General features: G+C 70.5%; 15 protein-coding genes. 6 read left to right on the top strand and 9 right to left on the bottom strand.

The genetic code is table 11. From position 1 onward, the window contains the following. Positions 1-44 precede the first annotated feature (44 nt). From B072_RS0138790 to B072_RS0138775, 4 genes are all read right to left on the bottom strand, one after another. Positions 45-2,603, bottom strand: coding sequence for an ATP-binding protein (locus tag B072_RS0138790; protein WP_026246758.1), 2,559 nt, complete (start codon positions 2,601-2,603; stop codon positions 45-47). Between the two features lie 246 nt (positions 2,604-2,849). Continuing rightward, entirely contained in the window at positions 2,850-3,173 is a 324-nt protein-coding gene (locus B072_RS0138785; protein ID WP_018535383.1) for an STAS domain-containing protein, read from the bottom strand. 154 nt (positions 3,174-3,327) lie between these two features. After that, positions 3,328-4,179, bottom strand: coding sequence for a 3-hydroxyacyl-CoA dehydrogenase family protein (locus B072_RS0138780; RefSeq protein WP_018535382.1), 852 nt, complete (start codon positions 4,177-4,179; stop codon positions 3,328-3,330). 148 nt (positions 4,180-4,327) lie between these two features. Then, positions 4,328-4,966 carry a TetR/AcrR family transcriptional regulator gene (locus B072_RS0138775; RefSeq protein WP_018535381.1) on the bottom strand — a complete coding sequence of 213 codons (639 nt, stop codon included), beginning with the start codon at positions 4,964-4,966 and terminating at the stop codon, positions 4,328-4,330. 82 nt (positions 4,967-5,048) lie between these two features. Between B072_RS0138775 and B072_RS0138770 the strand changes: the two genes are divergently transcribed. From B072_RS0138770 to B072_RS0138760, 3 genes are read left to right on the top strand one after another with little or no spacing between them, the layout of a single operon-like run. Then, positions 5,049-5,831 (top strand): ABC transporter ATP-binding protein, encoded by a 783-nt coding sequence (locus B072_RS0138770; protein WP_018535380.1) that lies wholly within the window; start codon positions 5,049-5,051, stop codon positions 5,829-5,831. Positions 5,832-5,836: 5 nt separating this feature from the next. After that, complete coding sequence (locus B072_RS0138765) at positions 5,837-6,592, top strand: ABC transporter permease (protein WP_026246757.1); 756 nt, start codon at positions 5,837-5,839, stop codon at positions 6,590-6,592. Positions 6,593-6,605: 13 nt separating this feature from the next. Then, on the top strand, positions 6,606-7,178 hold the full coding sequence (locus B072_RS0138760; RefSeq protein WP_018535378.1) for a cob(I)yrinic acid a,c-diamide adenosyltransferase: 573 nt from the start codon (positions 6,606-6,608) through the stop codon (positions 7,176-7,178). Here the strand turns inward: B072_RS0138760 and B072_RS0138755 are convergent. After that, positions 7,175-7,723: a hypothetical protein gene (locus B072_RS0138755; protein ID WP_018535377.1), complete on the bottom strand. Its 549-nt coding sequence runs from the start codon at positions 7,721-7,723 to the stop codon at positions 7,175-7,177. The two genes, B072_RS0138760 and B072_RS0138755, sit on opposite strands and share 4 nt — an antisense overlap. A 167-nt stretch (positions 7,724-7,890) precedes the next feature. On the opposite strand from B072_RS0138755, the gene B072_RS0138750 reads away from it, so the two are divergent. From B072_RS0138750 to B072_RS0138740, 3 genes are all read left to right on the top strand, one after another. Further along, positions 7,891-9,090 (top strand): sensor histidine kinase, encoded by a 1,200-nt coding sequence (locus tag B072_RS0138750; protein WP_018535376.1) that lies wholly within the window; start codon positions 7,891-7,893, stop codon positions 9,088-9,090. Next, positions 9,087-9,722, top strand: coding sequence for a response regulator (locus B072_RS0138745; RefSeq protein ID WP_018535375.1), 636 nt, complete (start codon positions 9,087-9,089; stop codon positions 9,720-9,722). The genes B072_RS0138750 and B072_RS0138745 overlap by 4 nt, the downstream gene beginning before the upstream one ends. Before the next feature lie 168 nt (positions 9,723-9,890). Then, a complete protein-coding gene (locus B072_RS0138740; protein ID WP_018535374.1) occupies positions 9,891-11,750 on the top strand; it encodes a glycoside hydrolase family 18 chitinase in 1,860 nt (619 codons plus the stop codon). A gap of 218 nt (positions 11,751-11,968) precedes the next feature. Here B072_RS0138740 and B072_RS0138735 read toward each other — a convergent pair whose 3' ends face one another. The 4 genes from B072_RS0138735 to B072_RS0138720 form a co-directional block, all read right to left on the bottom strand. Then, a complete protein-coding gene (locus B072_RS0138735) occupies positions 11,969-12,424 on the bottom strand; it encodes a DUF2550 domain-containing protein (protein ID WP_018535373.1) in 456 nt (151 codons plus the stop codon). Between the two features lie 173 nt (positions 12,425-12,597). Continuing rightward, a complete protein-coding gene (locus B072_RS0138730; protein WP_018535372.1) occupies positions 12,598-12,972 on the bottom strand; it encodes a F0F1 ATP synthase subunit epsilon in 375 nt (124 codons plus the stop codon). Between the two features lie 137 nt (positions 12,973-13,109). Then, complete coding sequence (gene atpD, locus B072_RS0138725) at positions 13,110-14,546, bottom strand: F0F1 ATP synthase subunit beta (protein ID WP_018535371.1); 1,437 nt, start codon at positions 14,544-14,546, stop codon at positions 13,110-13,112. After that, positions 14,546-15,466 (bottom strand): F0F1 ATP synthase subunit gamma, encoded by a 921-nt coding sequence (locus tag B072_RS0138720; RefSeq protein WP_018535370.1) that lies wholly within the window; start codon positions 15,464-15,466, stop codon positions 14,546-14,548. The genes atpD and B072_RS0138720 overlap by 1 nt, the downstream gene beginning before the upstream one ends. Positions 15,467-15,482 lie beyond the last annotated feature (16 nt).

Genomic DNA, 15,482 nt, shown 5'->3' with positions numbered 1-15,482 from the left:
AGCGGACGCGACCGCGGCTTTTCTCGTCACCGGCCTCGCATGCCTCACATGACGGAACCGGAACCGCTCGGGGTGCCGGCGTCCGTACTGGTCACCGGGGCGGTGGTCACGGGCCTGCTCGCCGTGTCGGAGGTGTCCGGCGTCGTCGGGTCGTCGGTCGGGTCCGTCGGATCCGGGGTCGTCGGCTCGTCGGTCGGATCCGGGCTCGTCGGATCGTCGCTCGGCGTCGGGGACTTGGTCGGCGGCTTCGTGGGCGACTTGGTCGGGGACTTCGTCGGCTTCTTGGTCGGCGACTTCGTCGGGTCGTCCGGCGACTTGGTGCCGCTCGGCTCGTCCGACGGTTCGTCGGTGCCGCCCGACGACGGCGTCGGGTCGTCCGCCGTGCCCGGGATCCCGTCCTTGCCGGGGTCGGTCGGCTCCGCCGTGGACGCGGAGTCGTCGCCGCCCTTGTCGCCGCCCTGGTCGGCCTTGTCCGCGCCGAGGTCGCCGCCGCTCTCCCCCGCCGTGGCCGACGGGTTGGTGTTCACCTTGTCGGACGGCGGCTGGTCGTTGTTGGACGTGGCGCCGAGGGTGACGACCGTGCCGAGCACCGCCGCGAGCAGCGCGCCCGCGCCGGCCGCGACCAGGTTGCGCCGGGTGCCGGTGACGACCGACTTGCGCGAGGGCGCCGCACCGCCGCCGATGACGGTCGGGGCGGGCGGGGCGGGCGTCGGCGGGACCTGCCGGGTCAGCGACGCGTCCGGCTCGCGCGGCGGTTCGGGCTGCGCGTACGCGGCGGGCACCCCGCCGGGCGGCGACTGCGACTCCTCGTACATCGCGTCCGGGACTTCCTCACCGGCCGCCGTACGCCCACCGGGCAGCGCGCCGCCGGAGCGGTCCGCCACCAGGGCGAGGGCGCGCCGGCCCGCGATCGTGCCGCGCTTGTCGGCGAGGGCGCCGCGCAGGCCGATGGAGGCCTCCAGCTCGGCGCGGGCCCGGTCGAGCTGCCCGCCGAGGAGGGCGAGTATCCCCAACTCGTGGTGGAAATAGGCCTCTTCGTGCACGAGTCCGGCGAGCCGTGCCGCCTCCTGCCCGGAGCGCAGCGCCCGCTCCCAGGCGCTCCAGGCGAGCCCCGCGGCGAACGCGGGCGCGGCCGCGCGGGCCAGCTCCACGGACGCGGGCGGCTCCTCCTCGGCCGGTACGGGCGTCGTCGACGGTACGAGGGCGAGGAGCGCGGCGAGCAGTGCGTCGCCCTCGGCGGCGACCCGCTCGGGCCCGACCGACGGGTGCCCGGCCCACCAGGCGTAGTGCCGGGCCGCGGTGTCGGCCCGCTCGACGGTGTCGTCCCCGTATCCGGCGGCCTCCAGCTGCACCTGCACGCCGGTCGCGAGGCGGTAGCGCCCGCCGACCGTGGTGACGAGCGCGCAGGAGACGAGCTCGGCGAGGGCGGCGTCCGCGTGCTGGTCGCCGACGAGCGCGGGCAGATGCGCCTGGTGCGGGATCTCGCCGCCGAGCGTGACGGCGAACCGCAGGGTGGCACGGGCCGATCCGCTCAGCCGGGAGGCGAGCAGCGCGGCGGGCGCGGCGCCCTCGGCGAGCGAGGGCAGCGGTACGTCGTGTCCGTCGTCGGAGTCGAAGGGGGCGTCCACCGGGGCGGCCCCCGGTCCCTCGTAGTAGCCGAACGCGTCGAAGGTGTCCGGGTCGGCGCGCAGTTGGTCGCGCTGCCGCAGCAGGGCACCGGCCTGCGCGAACCGCAACGGCAGCCCTTCGGACTCGAACCACAGGTCGCCGGCCCACTGGGCCTCTTCGTCGGTCAGGACGCGGCCGACGGCCCGCTCGAGCAGCTCCAGGCTGCTGCCGCGGCCGAGCCCGCCGAGGAAGACCTCCTCCACGTGGGAGTCGGCGGACGGCGCGGCCACGTCGGGCGTCGCGGCGAGCAGGAAGGCGCACTCGGGGGTGGCTTCGAGGAGTTCGTCGAGCTGGGCGCCGCCGAACTCCAGGTCGTCGAGGACGACGACGGCGCCGACCTCGTGGACGAGTTCGAGCAGCAGGGCGCGGTCGGGGCGGTGCAGCGGCGCGTTGTACACGGCGCCGAACAGGTCGTGCAGCAGGTCGTCGGCGGAGCGCCGGTGCCCGGACAGGCGGACGACGCCGTCGGGCGCTATGTCGAGGCAGTCCTCGGCGACCTGGTCGAGCAGCGCGGTACGCCCGGATCCCGAAGGGCCGGTGAGGCGGACGGAGCGTCCGCGGGCGAGCAGCCGCACCAGCCGCTCACGGTCCTCCTGGCGCTCCAGGAGCGGCAGCCGGGGCAGCGCGGGCCCGGGCGGCAGCGGCGGGCGCGTGGCGCGGGCGAGCTCGATGCGCTCCTGGGCGTCGTACTTGACGGGCCGGCCGGGGCGCTCGCCCGGCGGGCAGGGTTCGATCTCGCTGCCGTCGACGGGATTGACGGTGAGGAGATAGTCGCCGGACACGAGCTGCGAGGTGCGCGCGAGCGCCGGCGACGGCTGGCCGAAATCGGGTGTGAGCGGATCGCGTGGCGGACGCTGGCGCCCCCCGCGCCCGCCCGTGCTGTCGTCGCGCCGGTCCTGGCTGAAATCTTCCGGTCCCCGGTTCATCGGGTCCATGGTCAAAGCCCCCCAAAAGCGTGGTGTGCCGCTTGCCCCTCCCGGCCTGTGCACACTGCGCTGTCGCTTCTGGTCCGGTGCCCGCGAGGCGGGTACGTCATACCGCGGGCGACCGAACCCTAGACCTTTGCTCAGTATCTATGAACAGTCGGGGTGCCGGGCCGTCCGAGACGTCACAGTCTCGTGAGGATTGTGGGCGCTTCCCACAGGAATGACTGATTCACGCCTTCGGAAGTCATTCGCGCCTCAGACGCGCGGCAGCGACTCGACGCCGATGCCGCCCTCGATGGCCAGGATCCGGTGCAGCCGGGTCGCGACCAGCAGGCGCTGCATCTGGGGCGGCACCCCGCGCAGCACGAGCCGTCGTCCACAGCGGCCGGCGCGCCGGTGGGCGCCCATGATGACGCCGAGTCCGGTCGCGTCCCACGAGTCCAGTTCGGACAGGTCGAGCACCAGGTCGCCGATTCCGTCGTCGACGGCGGTGTGCAGGACCGTACGGGCGTCCGCCGCGCTGCGGACGTCGAGGCGGCCCCCGACGACCAGCTCGGCGTGGTCGCCCCTGATGTGCATATGCGCTCCCCGTGCGATCAGTTAACGAGAGGTATCCATGTGATCTGGGTATGTCACTGCAACTGACTGGCTCAAGGCGCCAGAAGTTGCCGTCTGTAAGCGAACCGATACCGAATTCACTCCGAGGAGTGACGTCGTGTCAGGCGTGCTCGATTCAGCCGTACTTGTAGAAGCCTTGCCCGCTCTTACGTCCGATGTCACCGGCGTCCACCATCCGGCGCATCAGCTCCGGCGGCGCGAACTTCTCGTCCTGGGACTCGGTGTAGATGTTCCCGGCCGCGTGGAGCAGGATGTCGACGCCGGTCAGGTCGGCGGTGGCCAGCGGGCCCATCGCGTGTCCGAAGCCCAGCTTGCAGGCGACATCGATGTCCTCGGCGGTGGCGACGCCCGACTCGTACAGCTTCGCGGCCTCGACGACGAGGGCGGAGATGAGGCGGGTGGTCACGAAGCCCGCCACGTCGCGGTTGACGACGATGCAGGTCTTGCCGACGGACTCGGCGAACTCCCGTGCGGTGGCGAGGGTTTCGTCGCTCGTCTTGTAGCCGCGGACCAGCTCGCACAGCTGCATCATCGGCACCGGCGAGAAGAAGTGCACCCCGACGACGCGCTCGGGGCGCTCCGTCGCCGCCGCGATCTTGGTGATCGGGATGGCGGAGGTGTTGGACGCGAGGACGGTGTCGTCCCGCACGATCTTGTCGAGCGCGCGGAAGATCTCGTGCTTGACCTCGAGCTTCTCGAAGACGGCCTCGACGACGAGATCGGCGTCGGCGACCGCGTCCAGATCGGTGGTCGTGGTGATGCGGGCGAGCGCCGCCTCCGCGTCCGCGGCGTCCAGCTTGCCCTTGCTCACGAACTTCTCGTACGACGCCTCGATGCCGCCGGTGCCGCGCGCGAGGGCTTCGTCGGTGACGTCGCGCAGGACGACGTCCCAGCCCGCCTGGGCGGAGACCTGGGCGATGCCGGACCCCATCAGGCCGGCTCCGATGACGGCGAGCTTCCGTGCCACGTGCGACTCCCCTAACCGCGTACCCGCGTACCGCTTAACCACTGTTTACGTTGCTCTCCGGCGGACGATAGCGCCCGTGAGCGGACGTGTGGCGGTTAAGAGATGCGCGTCACGTCTCGAATGACGGACATCACACCGGCGGGGTCCATCAGACGTCGCGTACCGCGTAGTTGAGCACCTTCTCGCTCAGGAGTTCGTCGATCTCGTCGAGGACGTCGAGCATCTCGCGGGAGACCTCGGCGGGTCTGCCGCCGGCGAGCATGCGGCGGCCGATGCCCGCCATGACCGTCTGGTGCACCCAGCCGATCTGGCCGGCGATCAGGTCGGGCAGCACGTCGTCGTCGGCCGCGCCGGTCTCCTGGCGCAGGGTCTCGGTCAGGTTGTCATGGACCTCCTGCTGGATGGCCCACAGGCGGGAGCGCAGGGCGGGAGCGCCGTGCACCACCCTCATGAAGTCGCTGTAGCCGTCCATCAGCCCGACGCGGGGCGAGACCGACTCGATCTCCTCGCGCAGTTCGCGCAGCACGGCGGTGGCCGCGGACTCCCCCGGGCCGCGTCCGCGCACCCAGCGCGACATCCGGTCGACGACGCCCTTGGAGCGGTCGAGGAACAGGTCCTCCTTGGCCGGGAAGTAGTTGTAGACCGTGTTCACGGAGACGTTCGCGGCGTCCGCGATCTCCGCGATGGTCACCGCGTCGAAACCGCGCTCCAGGAACAGCCCGGTCGCCACGTCCGAGATGAACTGCCTGGTCTGCCGCTTCTTCCGCTCCCTGAGCCCTTCTGCCATGGGTCGAGTGTACGAGTTAGCTGGCCTCACTGAAATTTTGGGTGCATTGCAAAATTACAGTGACTCTGTTTTTCTTGCCCGCATGGCAGTCATCAGCACGTCCGGGCTCGCCCGGACCTTCACCACCAAACGGGGGCCCGTCGAGGCCGTCCGCGGCATCGACCTGCACGTCGAGCCCGGCGAGATCCTCGGCTTCCTCGGCCCGAACGGCGCGGGCAAGACCACGACCCTGCGCATGCTCACGACACTGCTCCCGCCCACCGGGGGCGCGGCCACCGTCGCGGGCCGCGACCTGGTGTCCGACCCGGCCGGGGTGCGGCGCGCGGTCGGTTACGTCGCCCAGTCCGGCGGCGTCGACCCGAACATCTCGGTCCGCGAGGAGCTGGTCACGCAGGGCCGCCTGTATCGCCTGACGAAAACTCAGGCGGTCGAGCGGGCCGAGGAGTTGGCGGCCGACCTCGGCCTCACCGAGCTCCTGGAGCGCAGGACCGCCGCGCTCTCCGGCGGGCAGCGGCGCCGCCTCGACATCGCGATGGGCCTCACCCACCGCCCGAAGGTCCTCTTCCTCGACGAGCCGACGACCGGGCTCGACCCGGGCAGCCGCGCCGACCTCTGGGACCTGGTGCGGCGGCTGCGCGCCGAGCACGGCACGACCGTCTTCCTCACCACGCACTACCTGGACGAGGCGGACGCGCTGGCCGACCGGATCGTCGTGGTGGACCAGGGCGTCGTGGCGGCCGAGGGCACGCCGAGCGCCCTCAAGCTGGAGCACGGCGGGTCGATCGACGCGTCGCTCCAGGAGACCTTCCTGGCGATCACCGGGCGCGGTCCCGCGCCCGTGGACCCGACCCCGGTGGCGGTGTGAGCGACATGAGGACCCTCGCCGCGGACACCGCGCTGATCTTCGGGCGGTACGCCCGCCAGACCGTCTCCTCCAAGTTCCAGATGCTGTTCGGCATCCTGATGCCGCTGCTGTACCTGGTCTTCTTCGGCCCCCTGCTCACCAGCCTGCCGCTCGCCTCGTCCGGCAGCTCGTGGCAGGTTCTCGTACCGGGGCTGCTGCTCCAACTCGGCCTGTTCGGAGCCGCGTTCTGCGGTTTCGGGATCATCCTGGAGAAGCACTCCGGCGTCGTGGAGCGGATGCGGGTCACGCCCGTCAGCCGGCTCGCGCTGCTGCTCGGCCGGGTGCTGCGCGACACCCTCCTCTTCCTCTTCCAGGCGGTGCTGCTCGTGCTCACCGCGGTGGCGATGGGCCTGCGGGCGCCGCTCGCCGGGATCCTGATCGGCTTCGCCTTCGTGGCGCTCCTGACGATCTCGCTCGCGTCGCTGTCGTACGCGCTCGCGTTCCGGGTCGGCACGCCGCAGGAGTTCGGTCCCGTCGTCAACGCGGTGACGATGCCCTCGATGCTGCTCTCCGGCCTGATGCTGCCGATGGCGCTCGGCCCCGCCTGGCTGAACGTCCTCTCGCACGTCATGCCGCTGCGCTATCTCGTCGACGCCATCCGGGACGCGTACGTCGGCGAGTACGCGACGGCGCGGATGCTCTACGGCGTCCTCGTGGCGCTCGCCTTCGCGGCCGGCGCCGTGACGGTGGGCACACGCGTGTTCCGCCGGGCCGGTCCATAACTAGGCTGGTCGCATGGTCAATCTGACGCGCATCTACACCCGTACCGGAGACAAGGGCAGCACCGCCCTCGGTGACATGAGCCGCACCGCCAAGACGGATCTGCGGATCTCGGCCTACGCGGACGCCAACGAGGCCAACGCCGTCATCGGCACGGCGATCGCCCTGGGCGGCCTGGACGGGGAGGTCGTGAAGGTCCTGACCCGCGTCCAGAACGACCTCTTCGACGTCGGCGCCGACCTCTCGACCCCGGTCGTCGCCGAACCGGAGTTCCCGCCGCTGCGCGTCGAGCAGTTCTACGTCGACAAGCTGGAGGCCGACTGCGACCGCTTCAACGCGGAGCTGGAGAAGCTGCGCTCGTTCATCCTGCCCGGCGGCACCGCGGGCGCGGCCCTGCTGCACCAGGCGTGCACCGTGGTGCGCCGGGCCGAACGCTCGACCTGGGCGGCGCTGGAGGTGCACGGCGAGACGATGAACCCCCTGACCGCGACGTACCTCAACCGCCTCTCGGACCTGCTCTTCATCCTCGCCCGCACGGCGAACAAGGAGGTCGGGGACGTGCTCTGGGTGCCGGGCGGGGAGCGCTAGCCCTTGTACGTCGTCACTGTCGGCACCTTCTTCGGGAACACCGTGTAGCTCGCCGCGATGACCACGTTGATGCCGATCAGGAACAGCATCCGCTGCTGCCACTGCGTGAGGGACGCGGTCGACCCGTCGGGACCGACGTACCAGATCGCGGCCTGCAGCAGCCCCATGGCGATCAGCGCGGCGACCACCCAGCGGGCGGCGATCTTCCACTCGTGGATCGCCCGGGGCACCCCGTACTTGGGCGTGGACGGCGGCGGGCCGCCCGCGAACCGGTGGGCGACGCGGACGTCGACCCACCTGACGGTGTAGTGGCCGAGCGCGATCGAGTAGCCGATGTAGACCGCGGCCAGACCGTGCTTCCAGTCCGGTTCGGCGCCGTTCTTCAGGTCGATCGCGGTGACGACGAGCAGGAGCACCTCCAGCAGCGGTTCGCACAGCAGTACGGCGACGCTCGCGCGCGGCATCTTCGCCCCGTAGCGCAGGGCCAGACCTGCGGCGAGCAGCACCCAGAAGGCGACTTCGCAGATGACGACGAGTACGGCCATCACGACGGGCTCCTCTCGTTCCCCTGCTTCCAGGCTCTCTGCCGCGGGGCGCGAGATCGTCGTCGTACGTGACGAAGCGGGACTGCATCTTTCGATGTACTGACGGCCCGCCCGGCTTCGTCCCGCGGCACCACGCCCGCCGCGCCCCGGCCGTGTTGGATGGGGGCATGCAGCTCACGCTCCCCCGCCCGCCGCACCGCGACGACGTCCGGATCGCCGTGGCGGGGCTCCTCGGCGGGCTCCTGCTGTGGGGCATCGGGCTCCGGATGAACACCGGGCGGCTGCTCGACGGGGCCTGGGTGATCGTGCCGCTCGTGGCGATGGCGGGCCTGGAGCTGGTGCGGCGGACGCTGCCGTGGTGCGCGGTGGCGGCGGGCACCCTCGTGCTGGTCGCCGACCAGTTCACCCAGGGCAGTCTGGCCACCGTCCTGATGTACACGGACCTCGTCTACGCGGCCGTCCTGTACGGGTCCCCGGCCGCGGCCCGGCGCATCCCCGTGGCGAGCGGGCTGCTCACGGTCGCGGCGACGCTGGGCGCTCTCGCCGGGCTGCGGCGCCCCGAGGCGCTGCTGATCGGGGTCGCCGTCGGGCTGCTCACCCTCGCGCCCGCGACGACCGGTGTCCTGGTCCGCAACCACCGCGAGACGGCGGCCGCCGAACGGCTGCGCGCCGAGCAGACCGCGCTGCTCGCCGAGATGGACCGCACCCAGGCGGTGACGGCCGAGCGCGCCCGGATGGCCCGCGAGCTGCACGACATGGTGGCGAACCACCTCTCGGCGATCGCGATCCACTCCACGGCCGCGCTGTCCATCGACGATCCGGCGACCACCCGTACGGCGTTGGAGACGATCCGCGAGAACAGCGTCGACGGGCTGGCCGAGATGCGCCGGCTCATCGGCATCCTGCGGGACGCGGGCGGCGACACCGAGCCGGCCGCCGCGCCGACCCTGGACGGTCTCGGCGCGCTCGTCGAGCAGTCCCGCGCGAACGGGCTCGACGCCGCACTCACCGTCACCGGGGCCACCGAAGGACTGCCCGCGCCGGTCGGCCTCGCCGCGTACCGCATCGTCCAGGAGTCCCTCACCAACGCCCTCAAGCACGCCTCCCCCGGCCGCGTCACGGTCGACGTCGAGCGCACCGCCGACCGGATCGAGGTGCGGGTGAGCAGCCCGTACGGCGACCGGGACGGGCCGCGCGCGCCCGGCTCGGGCGCCGGGCTCGTCGGCATGCGGGAGCGGACCGCGCTGCTGGCCGGGACGTTCGACGCGGGTCCCGAGGAGGCCCCGGACGCGGCGGGCGGCAAGGTGTGGCGGGTGCGCGCGACGCTGCCCCTGGACATCCCCGTGACCGAAGGAGACCCCGCGTGATCCGCGTACTCGTCGCCGAGGACCAGGCCGCCGTGCGGTCCGGCCTCGTCCTCATCCTGAACAGCGCGCCCGACATCGAGGTCGTCGGCGAGGCGCGGGACGGCGAACAGGCGGTGGCGCTGGCCCGCGAGCTGAGCCCCGACCTGGTCCTGATGGACGTACAGATGCCGCGTCTGGACGGAGTTTCGGCCACGCGCGCGGTGGTCGGCGAGGGGCTCGCGGACGTCCTCGTGCTGACCACCTTCGACCTCGACACGTACGTCTTCGGGGCGCTGCGCGCGGGCGCGTCCGGCTTTCTGCTCAAGAACACCGACGCCAGGGACCTGATCGAGGGCGTCCGGACGGTCGCGCGCGGCGAGGGGCTGATCGCGCCCGCCGTGACCCGCCGGCTCATCGCGGAGTTCGCGTCGGGACCCCAACCCCGCGCGGTTCCAGAGGAGTTGGAGACGCTCACCCGACGCGAGCGCGAAGTGCTGTCGTGCCTCGGCGAAGGGCTCTCCAACGCGGAGATCGCGGTACGCCTCGACATGGCGGAGGCCACCGTGAAGACGCACGTCAGCCGGCTCCTCGGCAAGCTGTCGCTGCGCAGCCGGGTGCAAGCCGCCGTACTGGCCCAGGAGTTGGGCGTCTGACCGGCCGCGGCAAGTTGGCCGAAATCCGTAATTGGTTTAGACCTTGACCGATGGTCCAGACCTTTCTATTCTCACCGCACTGCGTTGAGCACACCCCCCACCCCGGTGCTCATGGGCGTCGCAGGGATCCACCCCCTACACGGACCCCGAACACCCGAGGAGCACTGCATGCGCTCAACCGACGTCCCCAGACAGCGACTTCGGCACAGAACGACCGCCGCTCTCGCCACGCTCGTACTCCCCGCGGCCGCCCTGGTCGGCCTGGCCACCCCCTCCCACGCGGCCGCCGAGGCCACCGCCGTCACGGCGACGTACGCCAAGACCCAGGACTGGGGCAGCGGCTTCGAGGGCAAGTGGACGATCAAGAACTCCGGTACCACGAGCGTCAGTTCGTGGACCGTCGAGTGGGACTACCCCTCCGGCACCAAGGTGACCTCCGCCTGGGACGCCACCGTCACCAACTCGGCGAACCACTGGACCGGCAAGAACCTCTCCTGGAACGGGACGCTCGCCCCCGGCGCCTCGATCTCCTTCGGCTTCAACGGCTCGGGCTCCGGCGCCCCCACCGGCTGCAAGATCAACGGTGCCTCCTGCGACGGCGGTGACGTCCCCGGCGACGCGGCCCCCTCCGCGCCCGGCACCCCCACCGCCTCCGCCATCACCGACACCTCGGCGAAGATCTCCTGGTCGGCCGCCACGGACGACAAGGGCGTCAAGAACTACGACGTCCTGCGCGACGGCGCCAAGGTCGCCACGGTGACCGGCACCTCGTACTCCGACTCCGGCCTCACCGCCGGCACGGACTACTCCTACACGGTCCAGGCGCGCGACACCGCCGACCAGACCGGCCCGGTCTCCGGCTCGGTGAAGGTCCACACCACTGGCGGTGGCGGCACCGACCCGGGCACCGGCGGCGACAAGGTCAAGCTGGGCTACTTCACGGACTGGGGCGTCTACGGCCGCCAGTACTACCCGAAGAACCTGGAGACCTCCGGCTCGGCCGCGAAGGTCACGCACATCAACTACGCCTTCGGCAACGTCCAGGGCGGCAAGTGCACCATGGGCGACTCCTACGCCGACACGGACATGGCCTACACGGCCGCCAACTCCGTCTCCGGCCAGGCCGACACCTGGGACCAGCCGCTGCGCGGCGCCTTCAACCAGCTCCGCCAGCTGAAGGCCAAGCACCCGAACCTCAAGATCCTCTGGTCGTTCGGCGGCTGGACCTGGTCCGGCGGCTTCGGTGAGGCCGCGAAGAACCCGGCCGCGTTCGCCGAGTCCTGCTACAACCTGGTCGAGGACCCGCGCTGGGCCGATGTCTTCGACGGCATCGACATCGACTGGGAGTACCCGAACGCCTGCGGCCTGACCTGCGACACCTCGGGCCCCGCCGCGCTGAAGGGCCTCACCTCGGCCCTGCGCACCAAGTTCGGCGCCAACAACCTGGTCACCGCCGCGATCACCGCCGACGGCTCGGCGGGCGGCAAGATCGAGAAGACCGACTACGCGGGCGCGGCCCAGTCCCTCGACTGGTACAACGTCATGACGTACGACTTCTTCGGCGCCTGGGAGGCCAAGGGTCCGACGGCCCCGCACTCCCCGCTCACCTCGTACACCGGCATTCCGCAGGCGGGCTTCAACTCCGCCGACGCCATCGCCAAGCTGAAGGCTCAGGGCGTCCCGGCGAAGAAGCTCCTCCTGGGCATCGGCTTCTACGGCCGCGGCTGGACGGGCGTCACGCAGAAGGAGCCGGGCGGCACCGCGACGGGCCCGGCGGCCGGAACGTACGAGCAGGGCATCGAGGACTACAAGGTCCTGAAGACGAAGTGCCCCGCGAACGGCACGGTGGCCGGCACGGCGTACGCCTTCTGCGGCTCCGACTGGTGGTCCTACGACACCCCCGCGACGATCAACTCCAAGATGAGCTGGGCGAAGTCGCAGGGTCTGGGCGGCGCGTTCTTCTGGGAGTTCTCGGGAGACACGTCCAACGGTGAGCTGGTGACCGCGATCGACTCCGGCCTGAAGTAACCCCGGGCCCCTTCAAAGCGAAGCCGGGTTGGTGGGAACGCCCCCCACCAACCCGGCTTCTTCATGTCGTTCCGGGGCTGACGGCCGGTGGGGCTCCTCGCGCAGTTCCCCGCGCCCCTGAAAGGCCTGCGGCCTTCAGGGGAAGCTGCGCGCAGCGCACGCTTCAGGGGCGCGGGGAACTGCGCGACCAGCCACCCACCACCCGCAGCCGACGACGATCAAGCCACATTGACCCGCTGGCCTGGAGGCGCCGCCTCCAGCCAGGCCAGGAAACCCGTCAACGCGTCCTCGCTCATCGCAAGTTCGAGCCGAGAGCCCCGATGCGTACAGGCGAGCACGATGGCGTCGGACAGCAACGCCAACTCCTCCTCGCCCTCGGGCGCGCGGCGCCCGGTGACCTCGATGGCCGCCCGCTCCAGAATCCGCTTCGGCCGCGGCGCGTACGAGAAGACCCGGAACCACTCGATCCGGTCACCGTTGTAGCGCGCGATGCCGTACCCCCAGCCCTTGCCGGCCAAGTCCACGGCGTCCGGCGCGGGCGCGTCCCACCGCAGCGAGCAGTCGAAGGTGCCACCCGAGCGCTGGACCAGCCGGCGCCGCAGTCCGAAGACGAACAACCCCAGCAGTACGAGTACGACGACCGCGACTACGCACAGCACGAGAACGAGGACCATCCGCACCGACCTCCTCGCTTCTCCACGGAACTATTCGCCACGAAACTATTCGACGATCCGAACGCCTGATAACGGAACAGCAAAAACAGTTATAGATCGCCTCAGCCGCGACCCGGTCCGGAGGGCTACTCCGGCCTGGGCCGCGGCTGAGGAACGTCAGAGGCTCGCTGGGGTCAGCGGGCCGCCACCGCACGCAGACGGACGTCGGCACGACGCTCGGCGGACGCGTCGGCGTCCGACTGCGCGCGCTCCAGCGCCCGCTCCGCCCGCTGGACATCGATCTCGTCCGAAAGCTCGGCGATCTCGGCCAGCAGCGACAGCTTGTTGTCCGCGAACGAGATGAAGCCGCCGTGGACAGCCGCCACGACCGTTCCACCGTCGCTCGTACGGATCGTCACCGGGCCCGACTCCAGCACACCGAGCAGCGGCTGGTGACCGGGCATGACGCCGATGTCGCCGGACGTGGTACGCGCGACGACCAGGGTGGCCTCGCCGGACCAGACACTGCGGTCCGCGGCGACGAGCTCGACGTGCAGCTCAGCAGCCAAGGTGGGCTCCTCGGGTCACCACCCGGCGGCACTCGCTGCCGGGTGTTGGGTCAAAGTCTAGTGGGCGTACGACGGGGGGCGGGGCACCCGCCCCCCGTCAAGAAGTCGACGCACGTCACAGACGTACGTCAGTGACTTCAGGAGACGCCGAGCTCCTTGGCGTTGGCCTTGAGGTCCTCAATGCCACCGCAGAGGAAGAACGCCTGCTCCGGGAAGTGGTCGTAGTCGCCGTCGATGATCGCGTTGAAGGCCACGATCGACTCGTCCAGCGGCACGTCCGACCCGTCGACGCCGGTGAACTGCTTGGCGACGTGGGTGTTCTGGGACAGGAAGCGCTCCACGCGACGGGCGCGGTGGACAGTGAGCTTGTCCTCCTCGCCGAGCTCGTCGATACCGAGGATCGCGATGATGTCCTGGAGGTCCTTGTACTTCTGCAGCACCGTCTTGACGCGCATGGCGGTGTTGTAGTGGTCCGCCGCGATGTAGCGCGGGTCCAGGATGCGGGACGTGGAGTCCAGCGGGTCCACGGCCGGGTAGATGCCCTTCTCGGAGATCGGACGGGAGAGAACCGTCGTCGCGTCGAGGTGGGCGAACGTGGTGGCCGGGGCCGGGTCGGTCAGGTCGTCCGCGGGGACGTAGATCGCCTGCATCGAGGTGATCGAGTGACCACGGGTCGACGTGATGCGCTCCTGGAGGAGACCCATCTCGTCGGCCAGGTTCGGCTGGTAACCCACGGCGGAGGGCATACGACCCAGAAGGGTCGAGACCTCGGAACCGGCCTGCGTGAAGCGGAAGATGTTGTCGATGAAGAACAGCACGTCCTGCTTCTGCACATCGCGGAAGTACTCCGCCATGGTCAGACCCGCGAGGGCCACGCGCAGACGGGTGCCCGGCGGCTCGTCCATCTGACCGAAGACCAGCGCGGTCTTGTCGATGACGCCCGAGTCGGCCATTTCCTCGATGAGGTCGTTGCCCTCACGGGTGCGCTCACCGACACCGGCGAACACGGAGACACCGTCGTGGTTGTTGGCGACGCGGTAGATCATCTCCTGGATGAGCACCGTCTTGCCGACGCCGGCACCGCCGAACAGGCCGATCTTTCCACCCTTGACGTACGGGGTGAGAAGGTCGACGACCTTGATGCCGGTCTCGAACATCTCGGTCTTCGACTCGAGCTCGTCGAAGTTCGGAGCCTTGCGGTGGATGCCCCAGCGCTCGCCCGTGTACTGCTCGTCGACGTTCAGGACCTCGCCGAGGGTGTTGAACACCTTGCCCTTGGTGAAGTCACCGACGGGGACGGTGATGGAGGCACCGGTGTCGGTCACCGGGGCCTGGCGGACCAGACCGTCGGTGGGCTGCATCGAGATGGCGCGGACCAGGCCGTCACCGAGGTGCTGGGCGACCTCGAGCGTCAGGGTCTTGCGCTTGCCGTCCTCAGCCGGGTCGTTGACCTCGACGTGCAGGGCGTTGTAGATGTCCGGCATCGCGTCGACGGGGAACTCCACGTCGACGACCGGGCCGATGACCCGGGCGACGCGGCCCGTGGCCGTCGCGGTCTCAACAGTGGTCGTCATTACTTGTCACTCCCCGCGTTCGCGTCGGCCAGGGCGCTGGCGCCACCGACGATCTCGCTGATTTCCTGGGTGATTTCGGCCTGGCGGGCCGCGTTGGCAAGTCGGGAGAGCGTGTTGATCAGCTCTCCCGCGTTGTCGGTCGCCGACTTCATCGCGCGGCGCGTGGCGGCGTGCTTGGAAGCAGCCGACTGGAGCATCGCGTTGTAGATACGGCTCTCGACGTAGCGCGGCAGAAGGGCGTCGAGGACGTCCTCCGCCGACGGCTCGAACTCGTACAGCGGAAGGATCTCGTCGCTCTTGGACGACGTCTCCTCCACGACCTCGTCGAGGCTGAGCGGCAGCAGCCGGCTGTCGACCGCCGCCTGCGTCATCATCGAGACGAACTCGGTGTAGACGATGTGGAGTTCATCCACGCCGCCCTCGGCCGTGTCCTTCTCGATGGCCTCGATCAACGGGCCCGCGACCTTCTTGGCGTCCGCGTACGTGGGCTCGTCGGTGAAGCCCGACCACGACTCCGCGACCTTGCGCTCGCGGAAGTTGTAGTGGGCCAGACCACGGCGGCCGACGATGTACGTGTCGACCTCCTTGCCCTCGGCCTGGAGCCGCTCGGTGAGCTGCTCGGCGGCCTTGATGGCGTTCGAGTTGAAGGCGCCGGCCAGGCCGCGGTCGCTGGTGAGCAGCAGAACCGCGACACGGGTCGCCGTCTCGGCCTCGGTCGTCAGCGGGTGCTTGGTGTTCGACCCCGTCCCCACCGCCGTGACCGCGCGCGTGAGCTCGGTCGCGTACGGCGCGGAGGCCGCCACCTTGCGCTGCGCCTTGACGACACGCGAGGCGGCGATCATCTCCATCGCCTTGGTGATCTTCTTGGTCGCGGTGACGGATCGGATGCGACGCTTGTAGACCCGGAGCTGGGCTCCCATGAGTCAGGTCCCTTCC

This window comes from Streptomyces sp. HmicA12, assembly GCF_000373565.1.
GTDB lineage: Bacteria > Actinomycetota > Actinomycetes > Streptomycetales > Streptomycetaceae > Streptomyces.
Note: the sequence above shows the minus strand (reverse complement) of the source record. Positions and strands in the feature narration are given on the sequence as shown.

Coding starts and splice junctions, on each gene's coding strand:
- B072_RS0138790 (WP_026246758.1), bottom strand. CDS start 2,603: ATGGACCCGATGAACCGGGGACCGGAAGATTTCAGCCAGGACCGGCGC.
- B072_RS0138785 (WP_018535383.1), bottom strand. CDS start 3,173: ATGCACATCAGGGGCGACCACGCCGAGCTGGTCGTCGGGGGCCGCCTC.
- B072_RS0138775 (WP_018535381.1), bottom strand. CDS start 4,966: ATGGCAGAAGGGCTCAGGGAGCGGAAGAAGCGGCAGACCAGGCAGTTC.
- B072_RS0138770 (WP_018535380.1), top strand. CDS start 5,049: ATGGCAGTCATCAGCACGTCCGGGCTCGCCCGGACCTTCACCACCAAA.
- B072_RS0138765 (WP_026246757.1), top strand. CDS start 5,837: ATGAGGACCCTCGCCGCGGACACCGCGCTGATCTTCGGGCGGTACGCC.
- B072_RS0138760 (WP_018535378.1), top strand. CDS start 6,606: ATGGTCAATCTGACGCGCATCTACACCCGTACCGGAGACAAGGGCAGC.
- B072_RS0138755 (WP_018535377.1), bottom strand. CDS start 7,723: ATGGCCGTACTCGTCGTCATCTGCGAAGTCGCCTTCTGGGTGCTGCTC.
- B072_RS0138750 (WP_018535376.1), top strand. CDS start 7,891: ATGCAGCTCACGCTCCCCCGCCCGCCGCACCGCGACGACGTCCGGATC.
- B072_RS0138740 (WP_018535374.1), top strand. CDS start 9,891: ATGCGCTCAACCGACGTCCCCAGACAGCGACTTCGGCACAGAACGACC.
- B072_RS0138735 (WP_018535373.1), bottom strand. CDS start 12,424: ATGGTCCTCGTTCTCGTGCTGTGCGTAGTCGCGGTCGTCGTACTCGTA.
- atpD (WP_018535371.1), bottom strand. CDS start 14,546: ATGACGACCACTGTTGAGACCGCGACGGCCACGGGCCGCGTCGCCCGG.
- B072_RS0138720 (WP_018535370.1), bottom strand. CDS start 15,466: ATGGGAGCCCAGCTCCGGGTCTACAAGCGTCGCATCCGATCCGTCACC.